At 75.1% G+C, this 6,190-nt stretch carries 5 protein-coding genes; 3 read left to right on the plus strand and 2 right to left on the minus strand.

Features of this window, described 5'->3' with window-relative positions; genetic code table 11:
* Positions 1–170: 170 nt before the first annotated feature.
* Together ABD323_RS38895 and ABD323_RS38900 are read left to right on the plus strand one after the other, a co-directional pair.
* On the plus strand, positions 171–947 hold the full coding sequence (locus ABD323_RS38895) for a TIGR03089 family protein (protein WP_344446827.1): 777 nt from the start codon (positions 171–173) through the stop codon (positions 945–947).
* A gap of 263 nt (positions 948–1,210) precedes the next feature.
* Positions 1,211–2,887: an LCP family protein gene (locus ABD323_RS38900; RefSeq protein ID WP_344446828.1), complete on the plus strand. Its 1,677-nt coding sequence runs from the start codon at positions 1,211–1,213 to the stop codon at positions 2,885–2,887.
* A 71-nt stretch (positions 2,888–2,958) separates the two neighbouring features.
* Here ABD323_RS38900 and ABD323_RS38905 read toward each other — a convergent pair whose 3' ends face one another.
* On the minus strand, positions 2,959–3,663 hold the full coding sequence (locus ABD323_RS38905; protein WP_344446829.1) for an acyltransferase: 705 nt from the start codon (positions 3,661–3,663) through the stop codon (positions 2,959–2,961).
* A 27-nt stretch (positions 3,664–3,690) separates the two neighbouring features.
* Positions 3,691–4,719 carry a glycosyltransferase family 2 protein gene (locus ABD323_RS38910; protein ID WP_344446831.1) on the minus strand — a complete coding sequence of 343 codons (1,029 nt, stop codon included), beginning with the start codon at positions 4,717–4,719 and terminating at the stop codon, positions 3,691–3,693.
* A gap of 208 nt (positions 4,720–4,927) precedes the next feature.
* Here ABD323_RS38910 and ABD323_RS38915 point away from each other — a divergent pair.
* Positions 4,928–6,190 (plus strand): LCP family protein (locus ABD323_RS38915; protein WP_344446830.1); only part of this gene is annotated, 1,263 nt, incomplete at its 3' end.

Raw genomic sequence — 6,190 nt, forward strand, 5'->3', positions numbered from 1 at the left:
CCGATACCGATCAAGGGGGCAAGTGAAATCCGCATAAAACGGATAATGCGTGCATATCTCCTCCCTCGCCACCCGTCCCCTGGAACGTTTCTGACGGGTATTCGACAAGGTCAACCGCCCGCGGGCCCCCTCCCCTCAGGTCCGCACCAGGCCTTAGGCTGGACCGCACCATGACTGCGCCTTTCGCTGCCGACGCCCACACCCCCGCCGAGCTGCTGCGAGCCGCCCTCGGTGAGGACCCCGCCCGCCCCCTGGTCACGTTCTACGACGACCTGTCGGGGGAACGAGTCGAACTGTCCGTCAAAACCTTCGACAACTGGGTCGCCAAGACCGCCAACCTGCTGCAGGACGAGCTGAACGCGGGCCCCGAGGACCGCGCGGCCCTGCTGCTGCCCGCCCACTGGCAGAGCGCGGTGTGGCTGCTGGCCTGCTGGTCGGTCGGCGTCACCGCGGTGCCCGACGGCGACCCGGCCAGTGCCACCCTGGTGGTCAGCGGCCCGGACGGGCTGGAGGCCGCGCACGCCTGCTCCGGCGAACGGGTGGCGCTGGCGCTGCGCCCGCTGGGCGGTCGCTTCCCGCAGCGCCCGGACGGCTTCCTGGACTACGCGGCCGAGGTGCCCGGCCAGGGCGACCGGTTCGCGCCGTACTCGCCGGTCGCCGCCGACGCCCCCGCGCTGGAGACCGTCGTCGACGGCCTGCCGCTGAAGCTGACCGGCTCGCAGACCGTGCAGCTGGCCCGCGAGGGCGCCGCCCGGCTGGGCCTGGAGCGCGGCTCACGGGTGCTCAGCACGCTGTCGTACGACAGCTGGGCCGGCCTGGAGGCCGGGCTGCTCGCCCCGCTGGCGGTCGGCGCCTCGGTGGTGCTCTGCCGCAACTCGCAGGCGCTGACGGAGGACCAGTGGCGCGGGCGGATCGACTCCGAGCGCGTGACGCTGCGGGTGGGCTGACCGGGGCGGCCGATCGGGTGAGCGGGCCGGGTCGACCGCTCCGCGCGCGATGTGAGCAGAAAGTCGGTCGCGGAGTGAGACCTTTCGCCTTGTCGAGGCGTTCCAGCAAACCGTTCTGATTATGTAACAAACCCGCTGACCTGTCGTGCTCGCACGATAGGTTCCCCTGCGAGGGCAGCCACGGGGGGGCACCCGCGTCGCACCTGTGCCTCCCCGCACCACCGGGAGGTTCCCGGGAGGCACGAGGGGCGGTTGCAGCGATCATGAACAGCAGCGAGAGCATCGGTACACCGGCCACCGGCACCCGGGGCACGGAGCGGGCCGGCCACCGGGCCACCCGGGCCGCCGACGGCCGTGGCCGGCGGCGCCGGAAGCAGGAGCGGAGCGCGGCGCGCCGCTGGCTGAAGCCGGTCGCCTTCACCACCGGCGGCGTGCTGCTGGCCACCTGCGGGGCGGGCTACCTCTACCTGCGCCACCTGGACTCCAACATCCAGCACGCGCCGCTGCGCGCCGCCGACGCCATCGCGCCGCCGCCGCCCGGCCCCACCGACCAGGCCGGCCACACCGCGATGAACATCCTGGTCATCGGCACCGACAGCCGGGCCGGCCTGGACGGCGGCTACGGCGACCGGGACAACACCGGGATCGGCAACAACGACGTCAACATCGTGCTGCACATATCCCCCGACCGCCGATCGGCGGTGGCGGTCAACCTGCCCCGCGACACCCTCGTCGACCTGCCCGAGTGCAAGGACCCGAAGAGCGGGGAGGTCTTCCGCGCGCTGACCCACCACCCGCTCAACGAGGCGCTCGGCCGCGGCGGCCCCGGCTGCGTGACCAGCACGGTGGAGTCGATCACCCAGCTGAAGATCGACCACTACGCACTGGTCAACTTCCAGGGCGTCAAGGACCTCACCGACGCGGTGCACGGCGTGCCCGTCACGCTCTGCTCGCCGATCAACGACCCGAACTCCCACCTCAACCTCTCGGCCGGCCCGCACACGCTGGACGGTGAGCAGGGGCTGGCCTTCGTGCGGACCCGCGACAAGGTGCAGGACGGCAGCTCGCTGGGCCGGTTCACCATGCAGCGCGCCTACCTGGCGGCCCTGCTGCGCAAGGTCACCAGCGCCGGCACGCTGCTCGACCCGACCGCCGCCTTCCCGATGATCGAGGCGGCCACCCGGTCGATCACGGTGGACGACGCGATAGCCGGGACCACCAAACTGGTCGCGCTCGCCGACGAGTTGCACGCCATCAAGCCCGGCGCGGTGGACTTCGTGCAGCCCGAGATGCACTACACGCCGGACGACCCGAACCCCAACTTCCGCCAGAAGGCAGCCTTCACCCAGCCCGCCGCCGACCAGCTCTTCCAACTGGTCCGGGAGGGCAGGCCGCTGACCGGCAACGAGGCGGCCGCCGCCTCGAACGCGCCGTCCTCCCCCGCGCCGTCCTCCCCCGCGGCGACACCCAGTGCGCCGGCACAGACGACACCGAGCGGCCCCGCGACCCCGGTCGACCCGTCCTCGGTCACGGTCACCGTGCTGAACGGGACCGGCGCCGCGATGCTGGCCACCAACGGCGCGCAGACCCTCGCCGACCTGGGCTACGACGCGTCGGCCGGCGGTGGCGGCCCGCACAACGTGGTCACCAGCACCGTGCGGTACCCCAAGGCCGCCGAGCAGCCCGCGGCCGCCGCGATCGCCAAGGCCCTGGGGCTGCCGGACTCCGCGGTGCTGCCGGGGGGTTCGGGCAGCACGGTGGTGGTCACCTTCGGCGCGGACTACCGGCCCGGCGGCTCCGGCGGCGCGACCGGGACGGGCGGCGACGCGGGCGCGGTCGACCCGAGCGCGAGCCCGAACGCGGCACCCGGCGGCGTCACCGTCCACAACGGCGACGACTCGGGCTGCGTGCAGGGCTGGACCGGCTCGCTGGACCAGTGAGCCGGTGAGCAGGTGGACCGGTGGACCGGTGGGCCGGGCACCCGGCTCACCGGTCGGGGCGAGTGGCGCGGTCAGGGCGCGGGTGCGAGCACCCCGGCCCGCTCGTGGTACTCCTCGCCGGTGCGCGGGCAGCGCCAGCGGTCCGCGCCGAGCGGCTCCAGCGGCTCGCCGGCCCGGCCGACCCACTTGATCCGGCGCGCCGGGACCCCGGCCACCAGCGCGAAGTCCGGCACGTCCCGGTGCACCACCGCGCCGGCCGCGACCAGCGCCCAGCGGCCCACCGTCACACCGGCGACCAGCACCGCGCGGCCGCCCACCGAGCAGCCCTCGCGCAGCGTCACCCCGCGGGCCCGCCAGTCCGCCGCGCCCTTGAGCCGGCCGTCCACGCCGACCGCGCGCGGGTAGAGGTCGTTGGTCAGCACCACGGCCGGGCCGATGAAGACGCCGTCCTCGACCACGGCCGGCTCGTAGACCAGGGCGTGGTTCTGCACCTTCACCCGGTCGCCGATCCGCACCCCGGGCCCGACGTACGCACCGCGCCCGATCACGCACTGCGCGCCGATCACCGCGTCCTCGCGCACCTGGGCGAGGTGCCACACGGTGCTGCCCGCCCCGACCCGCGCCCGCGGATCGACGTCCGCACTCGGCTCGATCCGCGCCGCACCGGGGCCGGGAACCGCCTCGCCGAGACCGGGAGCCGCCGCACCGAACCGGGCCGCGCCGGGACCCGCCGCACCGACCCGCGCCCCACCGGGCGCCCCGCTACCGTCCGCCATGGGCCGACGGTAGCGCGCGCCCGGGCGTCAGGAGGTGCGTTCGGGCACCGCCACCGCGGCGGCGGTGCTGGCGATCACCGTGCGGGCCAGCTTGCGCGGTGAGGTGAGGAAGCCCCACCCCCAGCTGAGGTGCATGGTCGCCAGCGCCACCGGCAGCTGCGCGCGGGCCCGGCCGGACAGGCCGCGCCCCTCCACCAGCGAACCGCCCAGGATCCCGGCCAGGTAGCCCCCGGGCAGGATCAGGAAGGCCGGGTGGACCAGGACGCCCAGCAGCGTGCCCAGCACCACCGCGGTCAGCGCGGCCGGCGGGGCCAGGTAGCGCAGGTTGACCGAGCCGCGGTGGTAGCGGGTCACCACCCGGCGCCAGCGGCCGTAGTCCTTGTACTGCTTGGCCAGGGCCCGCACGCTCGGGCGCGGCCGGTAGGTCACCCGCAGCTGCGGGGTGAACCAGATCAGCCCGCCCTCCTGGCGGATCCGGTAGTTCAGCTCCCAGTCCTGGGCGCGGACGAACTCCTCGTTGTAGCCGCCGAGCCGCTCCAGCACCTCGCGCCGGAAGACCCCGAGGTAGACGGTCTCGGCCGGGCCGGCCAGGCCGCCGGTGTGGAAGGCCGCGTTGCCCACGCCGATCTTGGAGGTCATGGCGGCGGCGACCGCCTTCTCCCACTCGCTCTCGCCCTCGGCGTGCATGATGCCGCCGACGTTGGCCGCGTCCATCTCGCCGAGCAGGCGGACCGCGGTGGCGATGTAGCCCGGGGTGAGCAGCCCGTGCCCGTCGACCCGGACCACTATCGGGTGGGTGGAGGCACGGATCGCCGCGTTCAGCCCGGCCGGGGTGCGCCCGGTGGGGTTGGGCACCGTCCGCACCCGCGGGTCCTCGGCGGCCAGTTCGGCGGCGATCGCGTCGGTCCGGTCGGTGGACGGGCCCAGGGCGATCACCACCTCCATGGCCCCGGCGTACTCCTGCTCCAGGATGCGCCGGACCGCGGTACGTAGGTGTCGTTCCTCGTTGAGTACCGGCATGATCACGGAGACCGCCGGCAGCTCCTCAGCAGCCATGGTGTTCATCGGGGCCAACGGTACCGGTGCCGGATGAACGCCGTCGCTCCCCGGTCCTTGCCACGACGGCTCCGCGGCCGCTCGCACACTGGCCGGAACGTTTCGCCACATTCGGCCGTGCACCACCCGTCCCGGCCACGTCGGCCACCGCCGGGCGTCCGGCGTGTACGCACCGGACCGGCACCGCCGCGCGCCTACCATCCGAAAGGTGCCAGAGCCCCGATCCACCGCGCCCGCCGCAGCCGCGGACCGCGCCGAGCCGGACCCCGCCGGGCCGGACCCCGCCCGGCCGGGGCGCTGCGGACCGGGCCGCTCGCGCCGGCGGTGGACGGTGCGGCTGACCGGGACGCTCGCGCTGGCCGTCCTGGCCACCTCCGGCGCCGGCTGGACGGTGCTGCACGGGGTCGGCGAGGCCGTCGACCGGGTGGACGCGCTGGGCCCCCCGCACGAGCGGCCGGCCGACGACGGCGGCACCACCGTCCTGGTGGTCGGCACCGACGAGCGCGAGGGCGTGGACCCCGACCTGCTGAGGAACACGCTGCACGCCGGCGGTGAGGGCTGCCACTGCACCGACACCATGCTGCTGGTCCAGCTCGCCCGCGACGGCGACCGGGTCGGGGTGGTCAGCCTGCCGCGCGACTCCTACCTGGACATCCCCGCCCACCAGGACCTCGCCACCCACCGGACGGTGCCGGCCGGCCGGGGCAAGCTGAACGCCGCCTACGGCCTGGGCGGCGCCCCGCTGACGGTGCGCACCGTCGAGCAGGCCACCGGCCTGCGGATCGACCACTACGTGCAGGTGGACTTCCTGGGCTTCGTGTCGACCGTGGACGCGCTGGGCGGAGTCCGGGTGTGCAGCAACCGGCCGCTGCACGACGAGTACTCCGGCCTCGACCTGCCGGCCGGCAGCACCCGGCTGGACGGCGTGGGCGCGCTCAAGTACGTCCGGGCCCGGCACCTGGACGCGAGCGCGGACCTCGGGCGGATGCACCGCCAGCAGCGGTTCCTCGCCGAACTGCTGCACCAGGCCGAGAGCAGCGGGCTGCTGCTCGACCCGGGCCGGCTGGCGACCGCGGCCGGCGGGGTGCTGAAGTCCCTGACGGTGGACCAGCAGCTGACCGGCCAGGACCTGGTGGAGCTGGCGGGCCGGCTCCGAGAGCTCTCCGCGGCCAACGCCGACTTCGCGACCGTGCCGCTGGCGCAGGTGGACCACCCGGTGCCGGGGTGGGGCCTCACCGTGCTCTGGGACCAGGCCGGGGCGAAGCGGCTCTTCGAGGCGCTGCGCGACGGGCGGCCGCTGACCGGGCAGGGCGCGCCCACGGCGCCGGCCCTGCTCACCGTGCCGCCCCTCCCCTCCACGGCGCCCGCGCTCACCGGCCGGGTGCCGCTCACCGGGCCGCTGTCGGCGGCGCGCGCGAGGACCGCCCCCCCGCGGGCCGCGCCGAGCGCACCGACGGCCGGGGCCCTGCGG

Source organism: Kitasatospora nipponensis (genome assembly GCF_039528135.1).
In the GTDB taxonomy this organism is placed as follows: Bacteria; Actinomycetota; Actinomycetes; order Streptomycetales; family Streptomycetaceae; genus Kitasatospora; species Kitasatospora nipponensis.

What these genes read in the sequence shown, in the direction of transcription:
- ABD323_RS38895 (WP_344446827.1), top strand. Translation starts at nt 171, where the DNA reads ATGACTGCGCCTTTCGCTGCCGACGCCCACACCCCCGCCGAGCTGCTG.
- ABD323_RS38900 (WP_344446828.1), top strand. Translation starts at nt 1,211, where the DNA reads ATGAACAGCAGCGAGAGCATCGGTACACCGGCCACCGGCACCCGGGGC.
- ABD323_RS38905 (WP_344446829.1), bottom strand. Translation starts at nt 3,663, where the DNA reads ATGGCGGACGGTAGCGGGGCGCCCGGTGGGGCGCGGGTCGGTGCGGCG.
- ABD323_RS38910 (WP_344446831.1), bottom strand. Translation starts at nt 4,719, where the DNA reads ATGGCTGCTGAGGAGCTGCCGGCGGTCTCCGTGATCATGCCGGTACTC.